The organism is Streptomyces sp. NBC_00247, assembly GCF_036188265.1.
In the GTDB taxonomy this organism is placed as follows: Bacteria; Actinomycetota; Actinomycetes; order Streptomycetales; family Streptomycetaceae; genus Streptomyces.
This window is the reverse complement of sequence record NZ_CP108093.1, coordinates 195,570-217,117: the sequence shown is the minus strand read 5'-3', so window position 1 is coordinate 217,117 and position 21,548 is coordinate 195,570. Positions and strand designations below refer to the sequence as shown.

Sequence of the window (21,548 nt, the reverse complement as noted above, 5' to 3'; positions counted from 1 at the left end):
TCCCGTGTGGTGCTGAGGGGTTGTGCGGGCCATGTCTCAGGTCTCCCGCGCAGGCCGAGGGGGCGTCGAGTAACGCACCCCGTCGAAGACGATTCGGATCGGCTCACCGGTTCCGGTTCCCTGGCTGCGCTCGGTGCCGTCCCGGTCGACGATCACGACGCTCCGGCCGGAGACCATCGCTGTCAGGGCCGCCAGGGTCTCAGGATAGGACCCGGGGCCGGCCCGGTTGACGAGCAGTCGGATTCGCTGCCCGATGTCGAACTGCGCGGCTGACAAGGTGATCCGGCCGCCCAGCATGCTCGCCTCGGCGAGTTGGCCCGGTCCGAGTGCGACATCCAGGGCGGTGATCTCGTCCAAGTCGGCCGTGTCGTCACCGGAGGGCAGTCCGGTGACGGGCGCGCCGGACTCCGCTTCGAGGGCCGAAATGCGTTCGGACAACCAGAGGTTGAGGGCGTCACGGCCCCCGCCGTCCTGCGCGGGGGCGGACTCCGGGCTCAACTCGCGCAGCAGCGAAGCCGAGAACGACTCCTCGGGAGACAGAGTGACGGTGCGGCCCCCGCCCCGAACCTCGTTGCCGCCAAGCTCTCTTGCCAGGTTCGGCCTGGAGCCCGGGTCAGGCCACTGGGACGGCGTACGCGCGAGTGATCCCGTGGGCATGTCGACCTGCTCGGCGCCCCGCAGGCTGTTCACGTCGGCCGCCAGCCCCGCCAGGCGCTCGGCGGCCCCCCGCTGCGCGCGGGCCGCGACGACCTGGCGTTCGCGAGCGGCGTCGAGCAACTCCCGCAGTTCGTCGGCGCGTCGACCCGCCTCCTCCAGAGCCTTCTCTGCGGCGTACCTGCGCGCCCGGGCCGCCTTGGCCAGGTCGTTCTGCTGGGATCCGTCCCCGGTTGACTCGTTACTGGCCGGGTCGGTGGCGGCCGGTTCGGTGCCGACCGGATCGGAACCGACCGACTCCCTGGCCCTCCGCAGCTGTTCGAGGGTCCGCCGGGCCTCGCGGGCACGGATCTCGTCCGGCCGGGCGCCCTGGCGCTCGGCCGGACGGTTGCGCCCGATGTGGGCGGCCTCCGCCTCGGCCGCGCGACTGAGGCGTTGCGCGGTGCGGATCTGCTCGTCCAGGGTGGTCCGCCCGCGCGACGAAGAGCCCTGGCTGCCGCTCCCCGAGGCCGCCGACTGCCGCTGCCCGCCCGACTTCTGACCTGGCTGGGGTGCTCGGGCGGAGACGGTTCGGGGTGGGGTGGGTGTGGTGGGCAGGACGGGTGGGGTGTGGGTGCCGTGGTAGGTGATGGGTGCGCCTTCGCCCAGTGCGAGGAACTCGTTTTCTCCTTCGCCCAGGAGGAGTGAGCGGTCGGGAGTGGTGTCGGCGCGGCTTTGGAGGTAGGTGCCGAACACGTGGTGCAGCGGTACTTTTTGTGAGGTCACCCAGAACGGTCCGAGGGTGTGACTGCTTTCGTCGGTGGGGTCTTTGTAGGGTGTCAGGAGGCTGTACGACTCGGCGGGGCCGCGGGTCATGTGGACGTTGTCGCCGATGGTCATGGGGCCGCTGTTCTGGTCTTCCAGCAGGCTTCGTTTTTCCAGGCGGATGAGTTGGACGACTCCTTCGGTGGGGTCGACGTTGGGCATCTTCACTCGGGTCAGGACCTCGTAGGTGAAGACGTGTTGGGCGATCATGCTGCGTAGGTAGGTCGTGTGGTCGTCCAGGTTCTCCGGGTCGAAGCGTGTGACCGGGTATTCCTGGCCGTCCCATTCCCAGGTGTCGTGACGCAGGCTGGTGTTCAAGCCGGCCATGTAGTAGGCGCCGCCGGGCTTCGGTGGGCGGAAGTGGCTGATCATCACTTTGAACCGTTGCGGTTCGGTGTTGATCGATCCGCCGGCTTGTTCGTCGGCCCAGGCGTTCAGCCAGCCGCTGCTTCCGCCGGCTCCGTTGAGCCAGGTGTGGAACTCGGTGGACACCCCGCCGGTGCCGCGCAGTGAGCCGCCGATCGGGCCGGTCGTCTCGGTGGGCTCGACCAGGGCCCATGGTGTGTCCTCGGGGTCCTGTATGCCTTTCTGCCGTTGCCAGTCGGGGTTGCTCACGAGTTCGCGGGGGAGTCGGTCGAGCATGCCGTGCTCGCCCAGGAGCATCTGCACGCGCAGGAACTCAACTCGGTATTCGGGTCGCCAGTTGTCGTCCTTGAGCAAGGTGTTGGTTTTCAAGAGGCGTTCTGCGGCGTCTCGTTCGCTTCTGGGTGCCTGCTCGTCCGCCTGTGTGTGTTCGGCCCGTTCGATGACGAGGTCGAGGTACTTGTCGGCGGGTTCCATCACGGCGTTGAAGGCGTCGTTGCCGTCCCAGGGGTCGCTCCAGGTGGCTGTCGGACGGTCGTCGGGGTACTTGAGCGGCACTGTCAGGCCCCGCCTGGTGTCGGTGACCACGGCGAAGGATTCCATCGGGGGTGCCAGCGACCACAGGGTCTCGGCGTTGAACGGTCCCTGGGGGAGGCTGTCCGGAAGGACGTAGGTCACCAGGGACGAAGCGTCGAACGGTGTGCTCTGCTCGGTTTGGTCGTCCTGTGCGGGCTCGGGCGAGGGCGGCGTCCGCACGGGGCTCGGCGCGGAGACTGGGGGCTGGACCCAGGTGAAGCGTGGCGCTGCGGACGGGCCGGCCGGGGTCGGGGCGGGTGCGTCCCAGTCGGATTCGTCGGAGTCGGCCGCGTCGGAGTCGTCGGAGTCCTGTCGGAGGCCGCGTGGCATCGGGAGCATGCGAGCGGCGACCGTGTCGGTCTCCTGTTGCGCGGTGCCGTCGTCGCCCTGAGGGCCGAGAGGTTGGGATACGGGGTCGATCCAGGTGTGACTACGCGCGGCGGGCGTGGCACTGTCCCGTGACCGGGCCCAGTCGCCGTTGCCGTGGTGGATGTCGGTGTCGCCGATGAGGGTGGCGAGGAGTTCGAGGTGGCGTTGGCGTAGGTGGGCTTGGGGGAGTGCGTCGGGTGAGGGCTGGTGGTGGTTGCCGAGGAGGCTGCCCTGGATGTCGGGGCGGTGGGGGGCGGTGTCGTCCTGGTATTCGTCGCGGAGGCCGAGTTGGTGGCCGAGTTCGTGGGCGTAGTCGACGGGGTTGGCGTCGTGGTGCCAGTTCTGCTGGTCCATGACGGTGTCCGGGCCGACGAGGCCGACGCTCAGGTGGGGTGTGGTGCCGGGCGGGGCGGGTTCGACGGTGATGTGGAGGAGGTCGCCGTTGGGCAGGCGGTGGCCGGGAGCGTTGTAGTACTCCTCGACTCCCTGCCTGAGTTTGTTCCAGGCCGTTTCACTGTTCCCGCCGTTGAAGGCGACGGTGATGGTGAGGTCGGCGACCGTCTCGTCGTCGTGCCGGATGCGGCGGACGTCGAAGCGGGAGGGGACGGTGAAGCGGGGAGTGCGGTCCAGCCGCATCCGGGGTCGCGTGAGGGGCCCCGAGCCGGTGGAAGCGGGCCGCGTCTCCGCGAGCGCGAGGTCCACCTCGTGAACGGCGTCCGAGAGTACAGCCGTATGCCTGTCCCGCTCCGCTCGCAGAGATGCCTCTTCCTGCGGATCGGCTGCCGTGTCGATCCTGTGCTGGAGGTCGTCGGCGTGCAGGCCGGCGGCTTCCAGGGCCGACTCGGCGGCGCGCAGGCGTGTCCGGGCCGCGATCTCCTTCTCGCTCAACGGCTCATCGGTGCTCGACGGCTCATCGGTGCTCGGCGGCTCGTCGGTCGACGCTGCCGCGGTGTCCCGCGGTGGTGACTGTCCGACCGTGCGCGTTCCGGGCTGGGGTGCTCGGGCGGAGACGGTCCGGGGCGGGGTGGGTGTGGCGGGCAGGACGGGTGGAGTGTTGGTGCCGTGGTAGGTGATGGGTGCGCCCTCGCCCAGCGCGAGGAACTCGTTCTCGTCCTCACGCAGGAAGAGCGTGTGCTCCGACCACTTCTCCTCCTTGGGGACAGCCCGGCTCTGAAGGTAGGTGCCGAACACACGGTGTAGAGGCACCTCTTGGGAGGTCACCCAGAAGGGGCCGAGCATGTGGCTGTCCGTGTCCGTCGGGTCCTTGTACGGCTCCAGAAGGCTGTACGACTCCGCCGGACCCCGCTTCATCTGGACCTGGCCGCCCACCGGAGGCATGGGCTCGTTGTACTGCCCGAGCAGGCTTCGCTCCTCCAGGCGGATGAGCTGTACGACCCCCCGCGCGGCGTCGACGTTCGGGATCTGGACCCGTTGCAACACCTCGTAGGTGAACGCGTGTTGAGCCGCCATGCTCCGGACGTACGTCGGGGTGAAGGCGGTCACCGGGAATTCTCTCCCGTGCTCGTTCTGCCAGCTGTCGCTGCGCACGAGTCTGCTCTGCTCATCGAGCCGGGACATGTGATAGCCCTCGCTGTCCCGCGGAGGACGGAAGTGGCTGACCATTACCTTGAAGTACTGCGAACTGGAATGGATGGAACCACCGGACTGACCGAGGGACCAATCGGCCAGCCAGTCGCTGTCCCCGCCGTTGTCGTTCACCCAGGCGTGGAAACGGGAGGACACGCCGTCCTCACCGCGCAGGGACCCGCCCACCGGCCGCTGCGCCGCCGGCGCGTCGTTGGCGGGGTCGGTCAGTGCCCACACCGGGCCGATGCCGGCGTCCGACGCCAGCCGCGCCGGCAGGCCGTCCAGCAGGTCGCCCTCGCCGAGCAGCATCTGCATCCGCAGAAACTCGCTGCGGTACTCCGGAAGCCACCCGTCCGCCTCCAGTAGGGAGTTCGTCTCCAGCAGCCGCCCCGCGGCCTTCCTTTCGGCCCCGGAGGCGTTCGCTTCGGCGACGATGCCCTCGGCCCGCTGCACTATGAGTGACAGGTACTGATTGGACGTCAGAAGCATCTGATCGTAGGCGTCCACGCCCTCGTACGGGTCTGCCCACTGGGAGATCGCCCGGTCGCCCGGATAGACCATGGGGTAGGTCTTGCCGTTCCCCAGGGTGATCACGCTGAAGTCGGGCAGCGCCGGAGCGTTCGACCAGAGCGTCGCTGCGGTGAAGGGACCCGTCGGCAGCGCGTCGGGCGGGAGCGCGGTCGGTGCCGGCGGCGACGCGCTCCGCCGACTGTCCTGGACGTGCTGAGTCCCCCCGAGGCCCGACTGGTCGTCGATTTGCGCGGGCGCGGGCGCCACGTAGACCGGTGTCGGCGCGGCAGGGGGCGGAGCAAACACCGTTGTGTGCCGCGACGTGGTCACGGTCGGGGCGGGTGCGTCCCAGTCGGATTCGTCGGAGTCGGCCGCGTCGGAGTCGTCGGAGTCCTGTCGGAGGCCGCGTGGCATCGGGAGCATGCGGGCGGCGACCGTGTCGGTGTCAGGTCGGCTGGTGTCGTCGTTTTCCGGCCCGAGGGGTTGGGATACGGGGTCGATCCAGGTGTGACTACGCGCGGCGGGCGTGGCACTGTCCCGTGACCGGGCCCAGTCGCCGTTGCCGTGGTGGATGTCGGTGTCGCCGATGAGGGTGGCGAGGAGTTCGAGGTGGCGTTGGCGTAGGTGGGCTTGGGGGAGTGCGTCGGGTGAGGGCTGGTGGTGGTTGCCGAGGAGGCTGCCCTGGATGTCGGGGCGGTGGGGGGCGGTGTCGTCCTGGTATTCGTCGCGGAGGCCGAGTTGGTGGCCGAGTTCGTGGGCGTAGTCGACGGGGTTGGCGTCGTGGTGCCAGTTCTGCTGGTCCATGACGGTGTCCGGGCCGACGAGGCCGACGCTCAGGTGGGGTGTGGTGCCGGGCGGGGCGGGTTCGACGGTGATGTGGAGGAGGTCGCCGTTGGGCAGGCGGTGGCCGGGAGCGTTGTAGTACTCCTCGACTCCCTGCCTGAGTTTGTTCCAGGCCGTTTCACTGTTCCCGCCGTTGAAGGCGACGGTGATGGTGAGGTCGGCGACCGTCTCGTCGTCGTGCCGGATACGGCGGACGTCGAAGCGGGAGGGGACGGTGAAGCGGGGAGTGCGGTCCAGCCGCATCCGGGGTCGCGTGAGGGGCCCCGAGCCGGTGGAAGCGGGCCGCGTCTCCGCGAGCGCGAGATCGACCTCCCGGAGGGCGTCGGCGAGGACTTCGGCCTGCTGCTCCAGGGCTTCCCGGAGTTCGAACTCCTCCCGGCGGCTCTCCTGTTCCTCCCGCGCCGCCGAGGTGAGTACCGACGCCTCGGTGTGGAACCCCTGCCACGCGGCCATCGCGTCCGGGTCGAGTCCCGAGGGTCGGCCTTCGGAGTCGAAGTTCCAGAGCCCGAGCGTGCCGTCCTCGTACCGTACGACCAGCTCGACCGGTTTTCCGGCCGTCGCCGCCGTCTGCGAGGCGGCGAACAGGGCACGCCCCAGCTCCCGCGGATCGGGCCGGGCGGGATTCCCGTCCCCGGTCGCCGGGTCGGTGCCGACCGCGAGCCACAGTTGGGCCTCCTGGTCGACGGGGTCGATCTGGGACGCCAGGAGATCGGGCAGGGAGTCCAGCGGATGGGTCCGCCAGTCCCTCAGGTCCGCCGCGGCCCCGGCGGTCGACACCGACAGGTCCGCGCCCGCCCGCACCATGGACGCCAGGTCGTACACCTGGGGATGGGTACGAGGAGGAGTGATGCCGTGACCGAGTACGTCCCGCTCCGCGACGCGCACGGTGGCGGTGCCGGTGACATGCCGGGTTCCCTCCGGCCCTCGTACGGTCACATGGGTGTCTACCAGCGCCTCGTAACTGCGGGTGCCGTGCGAGCCGTCCTTGGGGGCCGACGCCCCTCCGGTCTTGAGCCATTCGCGGCGCCCCCCGGACGTACCGGCCGCGCCGCCCGTCGTCCGGGGCTGACGGGCCAGGACCGGGATGGTGGCACCGCCGGACGCCTGGTTGGCATTGTCGTGGCTGTAGATGCCCTGGAAGCTGATCCCGCCGGTCACGCCGAGGTTGGACGACGAGCCGCCCACGGTACTGCTGAAACCGAGCCGGTCCAGGGTCACGTCGGACGCCTCGGTGACCCGGCGCGGGTTGTGCAGGGTGACGGACAGGGAGGGCGGGGTGTCGGGCGCCGACTCGAACGGATAGGCGCCGGGCATGCTGTCGGTCAGCCCGGCCGCGGTGCGCGGGTGGTCCAGACCGATCTCGCCCGCCTGGATCAGTTCACCGATACGGACGGCGGTGCTCTCCGCGGACGTGGAGGTGTCCAGGGAACGCCAGTGGCGGTCTTGACCGGGGGCGACGGTGTTCAACGCGCTGGTCAGCTCCGGCCAGGCGTTGAACTCGAAGACCGGGGCCGGGCCGGTCGGGACGAAGCGGTCGCCCTTCAGGACGGGCGGGGTCTCCGAGACCTCGGGCGGCAGCGGCGGGTCCACCTCCTGGCCCTCGGCGGCCTCGCTGCCGGTGAACCTGAGCGTCACGCGCGCGGGCACGACGGCCGAGCGGCTGGGACGGCCGCCGAGCGTACGGCTGATCCAGCCGGTGACCCCTGAGCTGTCCTCCGGCGCGCCGGCCGACGGCAGGAACCAGCCCTGCACCATGCCGCCCAGCACGTTCGGCGGCCAGTCCGCGACCAGCTCGGAGCGGACGCCCACCTCGTAGTCGTACTCCAGGTCGAAGTCGGCGACGCTGTCGGTGCGCAGCCAGAACCGGTCCTCGGCGGTGGTGGCGGTCTTCGTGCCGTGGGCGCGGGTGGTCGCGGCGCTCAGTACCGGGCCGCTGCGGTCGGTACGGGTGTCGTTGCCGGGCTGTGGATAACGCGTGGTGGGATTGAAGGTGAGACCGTGCTGAACGGTGTTCGTCGTCCCGGTGGAGACGCCCGCGGGCTGATGCGCGTGATACTGCTCGATGCCGCCCGAACCGGCTTTCCGCCCGCGGATGGTGCGCCGTTCCTCGGCGCCGGCACGCGGTCTCGCGTTCAGGGTGACCTCGACCAGCCGGGCGCCGCCCTTCGCCAGATGGCGGAAGTGGAAGCGCTGCACGCCCCTCGGACCGCGTCCGGGCAGGGCACGCAGACCGGTGGGTGAGGTGTAGTCGGCGATCCGGGACGCCACCCCGGGAAGATAGGCGGCGTGCCCCGGCCGCGTGACGCCCGGGGCCTCCGACTCGACCAGCGCGATCAACTCGTCGTAGAGGCGGTTCCGGCGCTCCACCGGCACGGGGTCTGCCGGATCGGCGGGAGTGCCGGGGCTCGCGGTCCCGTCCTCGGAGGTGCTGGAGGCCGGTGGCGGGCCCTCGGGGACGCCGGAGGGGGGCGAGGCGGTCGTGTCCGCGGCCACGGGCCCGGATTCCGCACGCTCGGCCTCGGGACCGCCGCGCGGGGTGTCGAGCTGGGTGACGGACAGTACGCCCGCCAGGCCCGGCTCTCCCGTACGGGCGAAGCGGCCGGGCAGCGGAAGGTCCTGTGGCACCTGCTGCGGCGGGGTCAGACCCACGACGCCGGTGAACCACTCCTGATGCCTCGCCAGTTGCCCGTCCGTCATCAGGAACTGCACGGCATCCGGCAGCTCCACGGCGACGGTCACCGGTTCCCCGCTGCCCAGACCGAGGGTGTTGCCGACCACGTTGCGGGTGCCCCCGCGCACGGTGACCAGAATCAACGCGTCCGCGCCGATACGGTGAATCTCGGCCTTCTCGGTCGGATTGCGGTTCACCGCGGTCGTGGTGGAGAGGGTCGCCGAGTCCTCCGACTTCGCGGTGTGGAGGTACTTCGCGGACGGCCCGAAGGTGTCCGGCCGCTTCGGCGGTGCGGCGGAGGGATCGGTCGGCTTGGCCACCGCGGATGCCCTGGTGCCGGTCACCGCGACCCCGCTCTGGTGGGTGGCGGAGGCGGACTTCTGCTGGGACGCGGTGTCGGAGGAGGAGACGCCGGATTCCAGCTGCTGCTCGGCGCTCCGCATCAGACGGGGATTGCGCAGCACACCGCTGATCTCCAGGGAGTACTCCTGGTCGGCGCCGAGGCCGGGCAGGGTGACTCCCTCGATCACGTAGCTGCCTTTGAGGATCTGGTGCCCGCGCGCGGTGAGGTTCCCCGGCGAGAGGGCCGCCTGCCGCACCTCGGCGGCGAGGGTGGTCGGGTCGGTGGCGCTCTGTCCGGCTGCGGACGTCGCCACCAGTGACGCCGCCGACGTGACGACCTCCGGGCTCATGCCACTGATGGCGGTGCCCAGTGCGGTCGCCCAACCAGGCTGCGGACGACCTGGATGGGTGCCCGCAGCTATCTGACGTACCGCCTCCTGGAGGGCGCCGGAGCCGTGGAACACGTCCAGGACCGCGTCGTCCGGAAGCTTGGCGATCCCCTCCAACGGGCGGCCGTCGGGGCCCGTCGTCGCGAGCGCCTTCCGATCCTCCTCCGTCACCTCCCGGATCTGTCCGTTCCGCGGGCGAGGTGCGGGTTCCGGGGTGGCCGGGAGGGTCCGGTGATGCGGCACGGCGACCCTGATGCTGCCGGTGACGGCCGTCGGCGGCGGACCGGCCGGGGTCGGAGTGGCGTCCGGCCCGGCGTACGGAGTGGCGGCGGTGTGCTCGGCGAAGCGGACGGTGGGCCCGGTGCCCGAACCGTCGTGCAGGTCGAGGGAGAACCGCGCCGGGATGTCGAAGACCTCGCCGCCCTGGTTCACGCCGACGAACTGCTGGTCCTGGCCCAGCCCCGAACCGGCGTTGCCCGCGTGGGACGTCTGGCTGGTGTACGCGTAGTCGGCGGCTGTGCCGAGGGTTCCGGAGCCGCCCGGAGGACCCACGGGGCCGCTGACGCTGCCACCGAAACCGGCCGTCCAGCCGTAGCCGGAGGACTGCTGCTCCACGCCGCTCATGACGAAGGAGGTCAGGCCGACGAGGTGCAGGCCGGGCAGTGTGCGCACGTGCCGCGTCGGACGCGGGGCCGCCGGTGCCGGTGTCGTGTCAGGGGTCTCGGTGACCGGTGCCGTGTCGGGGGCGGGGTCGACGGGTCCCGGCGTCGTGTCACGGGTGGCTCTCAGGTTCAGCCGGATGCGGCGGGTCCCGCCGCCCGTGGTGGGCTTCTCCAGCCACAGGGCGTGTCCGCCGTCGACCATCGCGTCGACGGCGGCCCGCAGCCCGACAGCCGAGCGGGCCTGCTCGAACCGGCGAAGATTGTTCAACTGGGCCTGCACCAGGGCCTCGTCGGGCAGCACCGTGGTGCGGCTCGTCGTGGTCGCGGAAGCCGGCAGGAACCCGGTCTCCCGCAACCAGACCTCGGCGTGGGCGAAGAGCTGCTCCGGACCCTCCACGGTCAGCGGGGCCGCGGTGGTGCCGATGCTCCGGAGGTGCTCCAACTCGGCGGGAAGAGAACGGAGTTCATCCCCCTCGGGGACCTTCCCCGCAGCGTCGGACCTGGCCGGCACACGCAGCTGCATGCCGTCGTCCCAGGGCCCGAACCCCCGCGCGGTCTCCCCGCCGCCGGGCCGCACGAGGGTGACCGTGTGCCGCACGCTCGCGGGCGTCAGCAGATGACTGCGGCTACTGCGCAGGGAGTGCGAGATGGTCGCGCTGCCCCCGTTGCCGAGGGTGTCGCTGGTCTGCCAGCGGACCCCGCCCTTGCCCAGGACGGATCCCGCGACCTTGCCCGCGGCGTCCGGGTGCCCCTTGGCGTGGCTGCCGGTGAAGGCCGGTCCGACGCCGAGGTCCACACCCACGGCGTTGGTGACCTTGGCTTGCCCGTCCACCTTGACGGTGTTGAGGAGATGGCTCTCCAGGTTGATCTTGCCGTCCTGGCTCTGATGCGTGGGCTTGCCCGGCGTGACCTTCGTGGTCAGCTTCAGCATGCCGATCGCACGCCCGCGCGAGTCCAGTAGCAGGGGCGAGAAGATGCCGCCCGCCCGCTGCATGGGCAGCGTCCCGCGCAGCACCGGCTCGGAGAGGAACGCTTGCAGCGCCTGTGCGGACGAGTCGGAGAGGTCGGCGAGATCGCCGTGGAACTCGCCGTTGACCATCTCCAGGAGTTGGTGCGGTTCCTTGACGCTGTCCACGCCCCACAGCGGCAAGTCGTCCAGATCGGCGGGTTCCGGCAGTGGCTCGGCGCCGGCCGGGCGCTCCGCGGTCAGATGCTCGGGGAACCAGATCGTGACCGGCCCGAGCTCGGACCCGGGGCCCCAGTTGTCCACCGGCGCCATACGGGGCGTGTCGACCCGAGCCTGCCAGTTCGATTCGTAACTGAAGGCGTGCGACGACTCGTTGCTGCGCTGCGCCGTCGTCGTCTGCACGGTCTGGGTGACCGACGTCGACAGCGAGAGCTGATTGTGCGTCAGGGACAGGGACGGTCCGAAGTCCACCCCGCGCACCGGCCCGGCGGCCGGGATCGGCAACGTCGCCGACCACGGCACCAACAGGGTCCGGATGGTGCCGGACGACTCGGTGTCGCCCGACTCCTGGGTGCCGAGCCCGCGCCGCTCGACGTTCACGGCCGGGTCCGAGGGGTCACGCGTGCCCTGGCGGAGCGAGGACACCGGATCGTGCAGGGACAGCCGTACGTCGACGGTCCGCCGCCTGCCTCCGATGTCCACGGTGACGCGGTGCCCCATGCTGCTGAGCAGATAGGGCAGGTTGATCACCAGTTGCTCGCCGCCGAGTTCACGGCGCAGCTGCTCGACCACGGGGTGCGTGGCCTGCTGGTCAGCCGGAATCCTCAGCAGGTTCATCACGTGCTGGTGCAGGCCCTCGGCGATCCTTGGCGGCAGCGGTTCGACCTGCACCAGGCCCACGTTGCCGTCACGCCGACTGCCGTAGCTCCGGACGTACGGCGACGGGGCGAGCGGCGCGAGCGGGTCGGCGCCCTCGGACCGGGTGGCCGCCGGCATGGACCCGACGGTGTCGTCCGGGCCGCCGACGAGGGCGCTGAGCAGGGAGAGATGGCGGGGGCGCAGGCCGCCCGGGGCGTAACTGCCCCGCTGCTCCTCGGGGCTGCCCTCGGCGACCGGGCGTTGATAGGTGCCCATCAGGCTGCCGTCGACCTGGGGGCGCTGCGGGGCCGTGGCGTCCCGGTTCTCGTCACGCAGGCCGAGTTGGTGGCCGATCTCGTGGGCGAGGTCCTGCGCGGTGGCGTCGGTCCGCCAGGTGTGCTGGGAGGTGCGGGATCCGGAACCGCCACCCGTCAACTCCACCGCCAGATGCGGCTGTCGACCCGCGATCGCGGGCACGACGGTGACGTGCAGCCGCTCCCCGGTGGCGAGCCGGTGCCCGGGATCGTTGAACGTCTGCCGCACACCGGCCGCCATCCGGTCCCACAGAGCCTGGCGTTCGGTGTCGCCGACCGTGTCGGCGCCGCCCAGGGCGATCTCGACGGTGAGGTCCACGACCGCCTCACCGTCGTGCGTGAAGCGGCGAACGTCGAAGGAGGAGTCGACGGTGTAGCGGGTGGGTTTGCCTTCGGCGGTCCTTGGCGTGGAGACCGGGTCCGTCCAGGTGTGGCTGCGGGTGACGGGCGGTACGACGGACCGCGCCTCGTCCCAACCGCGCCTCTCGGTAACGGACATGGTCGCTACGGGGGTTGCCGGGCCGGGTTCCGCCGGAACGGAGGCGGTGACCGTGGGTACCGTCGGGGCCGACTTCGTGGCCGTGGGGGTCGCAGGATCGGGCCTGGCAGGTGCGGAGGTGGTGACCGTGGGGATCGCCGGGGCCGGTTCCGTCCCCGGGTTCGTGGCGGCGGACGTCGTCGGTGTGGGGGATGCCACGGTGTCCGGTGTGGGGGATGCCACGGTGTCCGGGGTCGGGTTCTCTCCGGTCCCGGTCGTCGGTGAACTCCCCTCGGAACGGGTGCTGACGGGGGTGGGCGCGGCGTCCGGGTCGCCGTCGGAGGGACGGCGCTTTTCGGCGCCGGGGCGTACAGGGGGTTGCGCGGTCCGCGACGGCTCCGGCGCGGGCCCGGCCGATCGCGCCGTGTCCCGGCCCTCGGTACCGGTCGTCGGCGGAGCGGTGGCCGGGTCGGCCCCCGGGCCCTGGGCGATGCCGGAACGGGCGTCCGAAAGGACGTCGGTACCCGCGTTCGACACGACATCCGTACCGGGTCCGGCGCCCGCGTCCGTGCCGGACCCGCCGTCCCCGGGCAGGAGCGTGGCCGTGGACGAAGTCCCGGGCCGGCTCGCGGACTCGGCGGAGGACTCGGGCGGGGACCCGTCCGCCGAACCGGGGTCGGTGGCGTCCGGCGCCCCCTTGTTCGCGCGCTGCGGCGAACCCGTGCCGCTCGCCTGATTTCCCTGTGCGGGCGTCTGCCCCTGCGCCGAGCCCGTGTGGGCGGGCGCGCCCGCGTTCGAGGCGAGGTTGGCCGGAGCACCGGTGGTCGAGGCCGCGAGGGGTGCGGCGCCCGCCGTGCCGATCGTCGGTATCGCCCCCTCGCTTCCCGCCGAGGTCTCCTCGTCCGCGCCCCGGAAAGCGGACTCCTGGAAAGCGGACTCCCGGGTGGTGGCGGACCGAGGGCCGGAGTCGGCGCCCTGGCCGTTGGTCCCCGTCCTCGGGGCGGTCGTGTCCGCGCCGTCGTCCGTCGCCCGACTCGCGTCCTCGTCCGTGACGGAGGCCGCCGGATCCTCCTGAACGCCCTCGGATTCGTCGCTCCCCTGAAGGGCGCCGGGGGGCGGAGCGGACCGACCGCTGCCGCCGCCCCGGGGCGTTCCGCTGCCGGACGTCGCGGGCGTTCCCCCTGAGGACGAGGTGGGGACCGTGCCGGCGCCGCCACCGCCCATGCCGCCGACCGGGCCCACGCCGTCGAGCCCCTCCCCGAGCGCCTCCCCGCGCCCTTCCCCGAGGCCGGCGTCGACGCCGAGGGGAGTGTTCACCGAGGTCGAGAGGTCCGTCGTGCCCTTGCGCGTCGGACCGGTGGAGGACGTGGTCGGTACCGCTTCCGGTGCGCGGTCGTCGTCGCGCCCGGTGTTCCGCCCGTCGGCCGGGGCACCGTCCTCACCGGTGACCGGCAGGACGTTGACGCTGCCGAAGTCGAATCCGGACCCGAACGCGCCGCCGAACTTCGCCGCCGCCCCGAACAGTGCCGAACCGACCACCGAGCTGACGCCCGCCCCGATGAACGTGTCCAGGTTGCCTTCCCACTTGCCGTGCAGGACGCCGGTGACGACGATCTCGGCCAGGGCCTCCGAACCGCCCGCCACCAGGAACTCGTTGGCGCCGCTGCCGGTCTCCCGGACGAACCGGTCGCCGACGGACCGCGGCGGCTTGTCGATCTTGGAGGTGATGTCATCGGTGATGTTCTTGGTGTTGGTCTTGCCGAACTGGGCGCCGTCCGGCCCGTCCAGGATGTTGCGGAAGCCCTTGCCGAGGTTCTTGGTCAGGGACTCGAAGGCGCCGTGGAACATGCCGGTGACGGCGCCGAAGAGACCGTCCTCGACGATCTGCTTCCAGTCGAAGCCGTCGGGCCTGCGGCCGGGCGGGGCCATCGTCATCATGGCGAGCCGGACCACGAAGGTCTGGAACGCCTCGTCGAACGCCTCGGACAGGCTCGGCAGCAGATGCGTCCGCTTGAGCAACTGGTCCAGGGAGGCGAGGATCGCCACTCTGCTGCGGGCCTTGGCGGTCGCTGTCTGGCTGGCGGAGGCGCCGCCGGTGAAGAACGACAGTGCCGTGATGATCGCCAACTCGATCAGCAGACGCACCAGTTCGGCGATGATCGACCACTTGGCCTCCATGATGTCCATGGAGATCTTGACCCGGCCGTTGCCGACGTCGTCCAACTGCCGGGCGAACTCCCGCAGATAGTTCGTCCCGCCGTCGTCCACGAAAAGGCGCATGGCCCGGACGTACTGACGGCCCACCTGCGGGGGCAGCGCCTGGCCCACGCCGAAGACCGACTGCTCGATCAGGTCGGACAGTTCGCGGACGTTCTTGCCGAGCCGCCGGTAGGGCTGGTGGCTCCGGTACGCCAGGTCCTCGTCCGCTTGCAGCATCTTCTCGCCGATGAGAACGAAGAGCAGGTTGTTGAGTTGGGGCGAGACGATGATGCTCATCGGAGTGTCAGTGCTTTCCGCGACGGGCCGAGTTGATCGAGTCGATCACGCCGCTCTGGGTGGTGCGGATGTTGTCCAGGTTTGCCAGGGTGCCGTCGGCCACCCCGGTCACCGCCTCGACCAGCGAGGTTCCGGTGTCCACCGCCGTCGTGCGCTCGCGCTTCTCCTGCGGGATCATTTCCTCGGCGAAGCTGTCGTCGTGGCCGGGCCAGCCGACCGTGCTGTTGAGGCCCATGGTGAAGTCGCGGAGCATCTCGTGGGCGAGCGTGCTGATCTGGTCGATCTGGCGCACACCGGCGACCAGTCGGTCGGGCTCGGCGTAGTACGCGTTTCCCTCGGGCATCGCTGATCAGTCCTCCTGGTCCTCGTGGATCTCGTCGAGCAGGCGGCGCGACGAGGCGTGGCGGTCCCCGCCCGAGGGTCCGTCGAGGACCCCCGGGCCGAAGATCTTGTTCCAGTCGATGTTCACACCCGGCAGTTCGGGCACGGAGTCGTGAGGCCGGGTGAACGGTTCGAAGGTCTCCATCACCTGACGGGCCATGACCGCACGAGCCTCCTGGGCGGCCTCCAGAACGCTGGCGGCCAGCTGCCCGGCAGGCATGGTGCGGTACTTGCCGTCCAGGAAACGCAGGTCGGTCAGATCGCCCTGCGCGCTGACGGTCACCTCGACCGAGCGGTCCTGGGAGCGGATCGTGCAGCTGGCGTGGCTCAGCTCCGCCTCCGCCTCCGCCACCGCGGCCGTGGTGGACTCCAGGTCGGCCATGGCGCGGGCGAGCCGCTGCTCGATGGTCTCCTTCATGTCGCTCATGCCTTCGTCTCCCGCATGCCGCTCAGCGCCCGATCACGGCGGGCGCGCCGCCCTCGTCGGTTCCCCACACGTCCTCGTCCTCTTCCGTCCAGCTCACGCGGGCCCGGTCGCCGCTCTCGGTGGACCGGCCGTTCTGGCCCGCGCCTCCGGGACCCGGGACGAGCGTCCCCGAAGCGGCGCCGGTCGTCGCCGTCCGGCGCCGGGTCACCACCACGTCCTCGTCCTCGTCCGCGGTTCTGCGGGGCCGTGACCGCCCACGGCCGGCCGCGGCGGGCCCTGCGTCGGTCAGCACGTTGCGGACGCGCTCCCCGTTGTTGCCACCGCCACCGCCACCTCCGCCCGATCCCATACCGCCCATGCCACCCATGCCGCCCATGCCCGGGAACAGCGGGCTGCCCGCCCCGCCGGCCGCCGAGCCCGCCTCACCGGTCGCGGCGGCCGCGAGAGCGTCGTCACCGGGAGCGCGGAGCGCCCCGCCCGACAGCAGTTCCGCCGAAGTGGCGTCGTCGTAGTCGTCGTAGCCGGCATCGCCGTAGCCGCCGCCGTACCCGCCGCCGTACCCGCCGTCGAGGAGGGATGAGCCACCGGTCAGCGTGAGGCCGTCACCGAGACCGGTGTTCGTGGCGAGGTTCGACGTCAGGCCGTCCAGGTCCAGGCTGCTGGTGCTCGTCGTCGGTGTCAGGGAGTGGTCGGCGAGATCGAGGTCGCGCAGGGAGTCACCGAGCCCACTGCCGATGTTCCCGGTGGTGACGTTGCCCTCGGGGTCGCGGGTGGTGAGCGACCCGGTCTCCGGGTCGATCGTGGTGGTCGTGCCGTCGGGGAACTTGGTGGTGAGGGTGCCGTCGGGATTGAGCGTCGTCGTGCTGCCGTCGGGGTTGACGTGGCCGCCGGGGATGGTCAGGTCGCCGGTGGTGACCGTTCCGTCGGGAGACGTCGTCTTGACGATCCCCGTCTCCGGGTCGAGGAGTTGGGTGGTGCCGTCCGGGTACTTGGTGGTGAGGGTGCCGTCCGGATTGAGCGTGGTGGTGCTGCCGTCGGGGTTGGTGAGCGTCGCCCCCTTCGTCTTGTCGTTGCCGTCGTCGCTCCCGTTCAGCAGGTTGCCGAGCCCGGCGCCCAGGTTGGAAGTGACGCCGCCGGGAGCGTCGATGCCGTCACCCAGGCCGTCGCCGAGCCCGTCGCCCAGGTCGGCGATGCCGTCACCCAGGCCGTCGCCGAGCCCGTCGCCCAGGTCGGCGATGCCGCCACCCAGGCCGTCGCCGAGCCCGGTGCTCAGGTTGCTGAGGCTGTTGCCCAGCCCGTCCCCGAGGTTGTCGAAGCTGTCCCCGAGGCCGTCTCCGAGGTTGTCGAAGTTGTCGCCGAGCCCGTCACCCAGGCCGTTCAGGCCGTTGCCCAGGTTGTTCCCGAGATTGTTCAGGCCGTCGCCGAGACCGTCACCCAGGTTGTTGATGTTGTCGCCGAGGTTGTTCAGCGCGTTGTTGTACTCCTCCTGCTGCCGGTTCGCCTCGTCCTCGGCGATCTGGCGCCGGTCGTCCTCGTACGACTCCGTCAGCGAGGAGGTGTCCTTGGTGCGGATCTCACTGAAGGCGTCCGACACGTCGCTCCACGCCGTCTTGAGCGTGGTGAGCGAGGTCTTCGCTTTTTCGACCAGGACGTCCTCGACGTGCTTGTTCCACCGGGTCACGGCTTCTTCGCCGATCTTCACCCAGGTAGCCATGTCGTGGAGGTTGCCCCAGGGGGAGTGCTGCACGAACCCGGCGTCGGTGTTGTAGTCCTTCGCTGAATTGTTGGTCGTCACACGGGTGTGTTTGATCTGGTTCTCCAGCACCCATACGGAGACCTCCTGGAGGACCTCCATCAGGATCCTGTGCGCGTCGTGCCTGCCTCCGGCCGCCCAGGTGTCCCAGGCGTCGCTGAGCGCCTTGGCCTCCGTCATGAGAGCCGTCTGAGCGGTCGCCAGCGCCCGGCTGAGCTTCGACCGCGGCACATGACCGCCGAGCATGGCCGCCGCGGTGCCGGTGGCGTCCGCGGTGAGCTGGTCGACGTAACTGTCGTAGTTCTTGTGCAGCTGATGGACCAACTGCCAGAACAGGCCCGCGGCCTGGCCGTGCCAGGCCGCGTTCTCCTCCCCGAGGGAGTTCTCCCACTGCTCCAGGGTCGCCGCATGGTCCTCGAAGAACTTCAGAGTCCGGTCGTAGGCCTGCGCGGTGCGGTCGAAGGAGTTGGCATCGACGGCCTCGGTGTCCTGGACGCTCAGACCGCTGAACTCGAAGCCCCGGGTGGTGTGGTCGGCGCGCAGTCTGTCGATCGCCGCCTTCGACCCGCTCTGGTACTGCTGGAGCAGGCTGAGGTCCCACTCGTTGCCCAGTACGCCGGTGAACTTTCCGGCGCTCCAGATCTCGCCCGCGTCCAGCAGCCGCCCCGTGCCGTCGGTGGTGGGGATGCCGATGAACACGATGGTCGCCTGGTACAGGGTGCCGCCGTAGTGCTTGCCGTCACCGCCCGCCTCGACGAACGCCAGGTCGTAGTCCTCACCGTGCTGGGTGTGCCAGCCCACCAGGGCGGTGAAGTTCTGGGCGGTCAGCTCGGTCGACGCCAGGACCTCGAATCCCAGCCGCATCAGCGGTACGCCCTCGCTGCTCTTGAGGGTGTCGAACAGCTTCTTGCGGCTGGGGACGTTGTACCCGGTGTAGAGGGTGACCGCCTGACCCCAGTAGTCGCCGGGATCGGAGGTGACTGGCATGACGGGACTCCGCTGGGTGGAGGAGGACGGACACGGGAAACGGCGAGGTGCCGGGGGAGGCCGAGGGTCAGTCCTCGGTGTCGGGCCCTTCGAGGTCTTCGTCGACCCCGGACCAGACGTCCAGGAACTTCTCCCCGTTGATGCTCTCCAAGGAGGCGCCCTGGGTGTTGAGCAGCGTGGTGATGGTGGTGTCCAGGCTGTCGTCGATGTCGTCGAAGAGAACACCCTGGTCGCCGAGAACGTCGTCGATCGACTTCGCCGACTTGAGCGCGACGTCGATCAGCGTCTTGCCGTAGACCGTGTCGTCAGCCGTCATCAGGCCGATGCCGAGCACCGGGTTCTCCCCGATGAACTGCGCGGGGGTCGTGCCCCTGACGATGCTGTGCAGTGCGAGGACGCCGTTCGGATCGTCCTTCACGATGCTCTTCAGGTCGGTGATGAACGTGGCGAGATCGTGATCACGGAACTGCTTGAGTTTCTGGCCGTTCAGATGGGTCAGGTCCGCCATGGCGTGGTCCTCGTGGGTGCTCGGTCGGCGAGAGGGCAGGGGTCGCGAAGGGAGGCTGGGGGAGGAGGTGCGGAGAGATACGGGAACCGGACGGCGATCGCGCTGGTAGCCGTCCGGCCGGTTCGTCCGGGCACCGCACCGCGACCGCCCCCGGTCAGCGGCCGATGCGTACCTCGGACCACATCTGGGACAGTGAGTTCTCGCTGTAGCGGTAGCTGTCGGAGATGTCCGTCAGCAGGCCGGAGTGCGAGGTCAGCAGCGTCTCCATGTTCTTCACCGCCTGGTCCCAGGCCGCCTGCTTCTGGCGGTACATGTCGGCGTCGTCGCCGTACCAGGACTTGACCAGCTCGTTCAGCTCCGCCTCCAGCGACGCGAGCGTGTTCGCTATCGCCTTGGTCTGCTGGACCATGTCGTCGGCGGCGTTGTTCATGTGGTTGTAGTCGACGTAGATGTAACCGTCGGTCAAGTTGTCGGGCATGGAGTCCTCCTGCTCGGTGGGGATCGCGGTGGGGGTCGGTACTCCGGGAAGCGGCCTGCTCAGCCGGCGAGTTGGTCGTACGCGGCCTGCGACTGGTTGTAGGCCGAGTTGATCGCCTCGTTGGAGGAGCCCTGGGTCTTGCCGTGCTGGGTGAGGCTCTGGTTCAGCTTGTCGACCATGTCCTCAAGGCTGCGCAGGATGCCGTCGCACTGCTCGTCCCACTGCTTGAGGAGGGCGCCGAACTGACCGCCGTCGCTGCCCTGGTAGCCCGAGGAGAGACCCGCGCGGGTGTTGTCCACGTCCTGCCGGGACTTGAGGATGCCGCTGAAGGCGCTCTCCAGGGCCTGGATCCCGTTACGGGTCGACTGCTCGTTTGACTGCTGTCCGGTCCCTGCCATGGGTCCGCCTTTCGATGGGATGCTGATATAGCTGGTTCAACTGCGGCGCCGGTGAGCCTAAGCACGCCGGAGAGCAGGGTGCAACGGGGAACGATCGGTGAAGCCAAGGATTTGGCGGATCGTCAACTATTTTTACCTGGCTGCAACGTGGCGTCGGAATCTGCGGATTCCCCGACCCGCGCGGCGGGTCCGCCGGGTGCGTCCGCGGAGCCCTCGGCACAGGCCCTTGCCGTCGACGCGGGCACCAGCCCGGTCGCCGCCTGCGGGCTCAGATCGGGGCCGGTCGGCAACATCGCCAGCAGCGGGGACGGCAGCCCCCGCGCGTCGGACTCCGTCCAACCGAGCGCCGTGAGCGCCTCCTTCGAGCCGACCCGGTACTTCACGCCGTCGTCGGCCACGAAATAGGTGGTCGCTCCGACCGTCCCGCCACCGGCGCCGAGCGCCCGCGCCAGCACACCGTGACCGGGCCGCACGACCACCGCGTCCACCGGCAGGCAGGCGTCCACCACCGCGTCACCGCTGCGCTGGGCGACCGGGCCGAGCGCGCCGGTGGGCACCAGCACCGAGCTGATGCGGACACCGTCGCCGCCGGGCAGCACCCGTGCGCACACCGCACGGCCGTCCGGCACCCGGGCGGCCCGGGGCGGGTTGTCCGGCAGCCCGGCCACCGACGGGTCACGGCCGGTGGTGCCGGGCGCCTGGTGGTCCTTCAGCAGGTCCGCCCCGATCGGCAGCGCCGTCGGCGAGTCACCGTCGTACGCCTTCGACCGTACGGCGGGATCGCCCAGCAGCAGCGCCACGGCGGTCGAGGTCACCGGGGAAAGGCCGGAATCCCCCAGCAGGAAGTACTGGGCGCCGCCCGGTTCACCGGAGCCCTTCGCCGTGCCACCGGGCACCGTCACCTGGAAGACCTGGCCGATTCTGGTCGCCGTGCCGTCGAGGGAGGGGCCCTTCGAGCCCAGCCCCTTCACCGACGGCGGCGCCAAGTCCGGGCCGGGCACGAACGAGTCCAGGAACGCGGCCGACACCGGGCGGGGCGTCACCGAGCTGTAGCCCAGCGACAGCAGCGCGCCGGACCTGGTGTCGAGCCGCAGCCGACTGCCCTGCCAGATCAGGTATTCCTTCTCGTCGGGACCGCTCACCAACACCGCCTCGTCGGCCCCCAGCGCCGTCGAGTCCAGGGGCGCGCCCGCCGCCACCGCGGTCACCGCCCGCGTCGTCCTCCCCCCGCCCCCGGCGGCGCCGTCCGCCGTCGCCGAACACACCGCCCACGCGTCCGACTCCAAGTCGCCCGAGGAGGGCACCCCGTCCGGCGCTCCCGGGATGCCGACCGCGGCACCCACCGGGGTGTCCCGCAGCGAGGCCGCCCCCACGTCCGTCGTCTCCAGGTCCGCACCGCCGATGAGCAGCGCGGAGGAGTAGTTGCGCACCGGGCGCAGCCGGCCGTCGAGGTAGAGGTAGCGGGCCCCGGTGTCACGGTTGACGATCAGGTTCTTGCCGCTGCGCCACGAGTCGTTGCCGCCCGGCGAGACCAGCCCGAACACCACCGCCCCCGCGGCGACCAGCACCGCGATCAGCACGCCGATCCCCGCCCCGCGGGTGGTGCGCCCCAGCGGGCTCTCGGGGGCGTCCGGGTCGGCCAGCAGCATGCCCGAGGTGAGGCGGCCCATGACGAAGGCGTGCGCCTGCACCTGGTCGCGTTTGGATTGCATGAGCCGCGGTCCTTCCGGTCA

Annotated in this window: 8 protein-coding genes; all 8 read right to left on the bottom strand. The window is 70.7% G+C overall.

What is annotated here, in order from left to right:
* Positions 1 to 36 precede the first annotated feature (36 nt).
* The 8 genes from OHT52_RS00710 to eccB all read right to left on the bottom strand — a co-directional run bounded on the left by OHT52_RS00710 (position 37) and on the right by eccB (position 21,527).
* Complete coding sequence (locus tag OHT52_RS00710; protein ID WP_328718108.1) at positions 37 to 14,883, bottom strand: hypothetical protein; 14,847 nt, start codon at positions 14,881 to 14,883, stop codon at positions 37 to 39.
* Positions 14,884 to 14,890: 7 nt separating this feature from the next.
* Positions 14,891 to 15,226 carry a hypothetical protein gene (locus OHT52_RS00705; protein WP_328718107.1) on the bottom strand — a complete coding sequence of 112 codons (336 nt, stop codon included), beginning with the start codon at positions 15,224 to 15,226 and terminating at the stop codon, positions 14,891 to 14,893.
* A 6-nt stretch (positions 15,227 to 15,232) separates the two neighbouring features.
* Positions 15,233 to 15,691, bottom strand: a complete 459-nt coding sequence (locus OHT52_RS00700) for a YbaB/EbfC family nucleoid-associated protein (protein ID WP_328718106.1) — start codon at positions 15,689 to 15,691, stop codon at positions 15,233 to 15,235.
* Between the two features lie 22 nt (positions 15,692 to 15,713).
* Entirely contained in the window at positions 15,714 to 18,431 is a 2,718-nt protein-coding gene (locus OHT52_RS00695; protein ID WP_328718105.1) for an AAWKG family protein, read from the bottom strand.
* Positions 18,432 to 18,498: 67 nt separating this feature from the next.
* A complete protein-coding gene (locus tag OHT52_RS00690; RefSeq protein WP_328718104.1) occupies positions 18,499 to 18,939 on the bottom strand; it encodes a type VII secretion system-associated protein in 441 nt (146 codons plus the stop codon).
* A 154-nt stretch (positions 18,940 to 19,093) separates the two neighbouring features.
* Positions 19,094 to 19,417: a WXG100 family type VII secretion target gene (locus OHT52_RS00685; RefSeq protein WP_328718103.1), complete on the bottom strand. Its 324-nt coding sequence runs from the start codon at positions 19,415 to 19,417 to the stop codon at positions 19,094 to 19,096.
* Between the two features lie 59 nt (positions 19,418 to 19,476).
* Positions 19,477 to 19,815: a hypothetical protein gene (locus OHT52_RS00680; protein WP_328718102.1), complete on the bottom strand. Its 339-nt coding sequence runs from the start codon at positions 19,813 to 19,815 to the stop codon at positions 19,477 to 19,479.
* A 122-nt stretch (positions 19,816 to 19,937) separates the two neighbouring features.
* On the bottom strand, positions 19,938 to 21,527 hold the full coding sequence (eccB, locus tag OHT52_RS00675; protein ID WP_328718101.1) for a type VII secretion protein EccB: 1,590 nt from the start codon (positions 21,525 to 21,527) through the stop codon (positions 19,938 to 19,940).
* Between the last annotated feature and the right edge of the window lie 21 nt (positions 21,528 to 21,548).

Bases quoted from the DNA above. Each gene is read 5' to 3' on its own strand.
- OHT52_RS00690 (WP_328718104.1), bottom strand. From the start codon at position 18,939: ATGGCGGACCTGACCCATCTGAACGGCCAGAAACTCAAGCAGTTCCGT.
- OHT52_RS00680 (WP_328718102.1), bottom strand. From the start codon at position 19,815: ATGGCAGGGACCGGACAGCAGTCAAACGAGCAGTCGACCCGTAACGGG.
- OHT52_RS00705 (WP_328718107.1), bottom strand. From the start codon at position 15,226: ATGCCCGAGGGAAACGCGTACTACGCCGAGCCCGACCGACTGGTCGCC.
- OHT52_RS00695 (WP_328718105.1), bottom strand. From the start codon at position 18,431: ATGCCAGTCACCTCCGATCCCGGCGACTACTGGGGTCAGGCGGTCACC.
- eccB (WP_328718101.1), bottom strand. From the start codon at position 21,527: ATGCAATCCAAACGCGACCAGGTGCAGGCGCACGCCTTCGTCATGGGC.
- OHT52_RS00685 (WP_328718103.1), bottom strand. From the start codon at position 19,417: ATGCCCGACAACTTGACCGACGGTTACATCTACGTCGACTACAACCAC.
- OHT52_RS00710 (WP_328718108.1), bottom strand. From the start codon at position 14,883: ATGAGCATCATCGTCTCGCCCCAACTCAACAACCTGCTCTTCGTTCTC.
- OHT52_RS00700 (WP_328718106.1), bottom strand. From the start codon at position 15,691: ATGAGCGACATGAAGGAGACCATCGAGCAGCGGCTCGCCCGCGCCATG.